General features: G+C 46.7%; 2 protein-coding genes. One reads left to right on the top strand and one right to left on the bottom strand.

From position 1 onward, the window contains the following. Positions 1-42: 42 nt before the first annotated feature. The gene (locus IQ268_RS31945) at positions 43-1,167 is read right to left on the bottom strand and encodes an RNA-guided endonuclease TnpB family protein (protein WP_193887502.1); all 1,125 of its coding nucleotides are present in this window, start codon (positions 1,165-1,167) and stop codon (positions 43-45) included. 37 nt (positions 1,168-1,204) lie between these two features. Here IQ268_RS31945 and IQ268_RS33675 point away from each other — a divergent pair, with 37 nt between their 5' ends. Continuing rightward, on the top strand, positions 1,205-1,330 hold the full coding sequence (locus IQ268_RS33675) for a ribbon-helix-helix protein, CopG family (protein ID WP_193887500.1): 126 nt from the start codon (positions 1,205-1,207) through the stop codon (positions 1,328-1,330). Positions 1,331-1,392 lie beyond the last annotated feature (62 nt).

The following is a 1,392-nucleotide window of genomic DNA, read 5'->3' as shown; positions in this document are numbered from 1 at the left end:
TTGACATACTCCCCCGTTTTGAAAACGGGGGATTCTAAGGATTCAAGCAGAGATTGCAGGCGGAGCCAGTCTTACATCTCCTAGTCCAACCGTTGATGTCCCAACGATTTTGATGTTTGTTGCAGCGTTCTCATCCCGGTCATTGACTGACTGACAAGATGGGCAACACCACTGACGCACAGAGAGTTCTAAGCTCTCCAAAACATGACCGCAGTTGGAGCAGGTTTTACTAGATGGGAACCACTGGTCAATGTATACCACCAGTTTCTCCTTCTTCTTGGCAACCCATTCCAGGATTTGCAAGAACTCTCCAAACGCCAGGTCTGATATCTTGCGTCCCCAGAGACGCTGCATCCCCTTAAGGTTCAACGTCTCAAAGCACAACACATCAAACTGATCGGTGAGTTGATGAGCCAACTTCCAGAACCAATCTCGTCTCTGATTAGCAATTTTTTCGTATTGCCTGCACAGATGCTTCCTAGCCTGCTCACGGCTCTTAGACCCCTTCTGTTTGCGGGATAAATTCTTGCAGGCTTTGCGGATGACATTGAGTTCCTGCCTGAAGAACTGGGGAGATTCAATTTTGAACCCTTCAGAGCAGGTGAGGAATGAACGCAAACCAAAATCGAATCCAGCGGCTCTACCCGACTCGAATTCAATGACTAGCTCTGCGCCATCATCCACCACAACCACCATGATTAACTCGCCTAAAGGAGTGCGTTTGATGGTCAGGGTTTTGACAATGCCCTCAATCTCTCTAGAGTTCCAAAATTGATAGATATGCTTCCCAATCTTGACTCTGTTGCCACCCAGAAACTTATAGCCTGCCTGCTTCAAGGTGAATGATTTGTACTTCTTGAGCTTCTTGAAGCCCGGTGGTTTGACTCCTTTTTTGTGGTGCTTGAAGAACAGTTGGTATGCCTTCTCAATCCGTTGGCAGATATCCTGCACAGCCTGAGAACCAACTAACTGCCAAAACGGGTTACGCTTCCGTAGCTTGGCGATATGAATCTGAAGCATTGCACAACTCAAATGCTTGCCCCACATCCGGTAGTACCTTTTGTGCAAAGCAATACAGTGGTTGTAGATTACCCCAGCAGCATTGATAGACCGCTTGAGGTATCTATTTCGCTTGTGTTTGTACAGCTTAAACTTCAGAGTCCTCATGCTAGAATCATAACACGACTGACGGCAGATTGACGGCATGAAAAAGCTAACGGTAAGATGCTCGGAGGATGAGTACGCATTGCTTCTCAAGCATTGCGAGAAAAAAGAACGCAGTCAGAATGACGTGATTCGAGAGTTGATTCGATCTTTGACTGCCAAATAAATTTGGCAGTTCGCTTATATCCCCCGGTTCAAAACACGGGGGCTTTACGCTTTATCACGTAA

The organism is Oculatella sp. LEGE 06141, assembly GCF_015207605.1.
In the GTDB taxonomy this organism is placed as follows: domain Bacteria; phylum Cyanobacteriota; class Cyanobacteriia; order Elainellales; family Elainellaceae; genus Oculatella.
The sequence above is the reverse complement of the archived record's forward strand: the minus strand, read 5'-3'. Positions and strand labels throughout refer to the sequence as shown.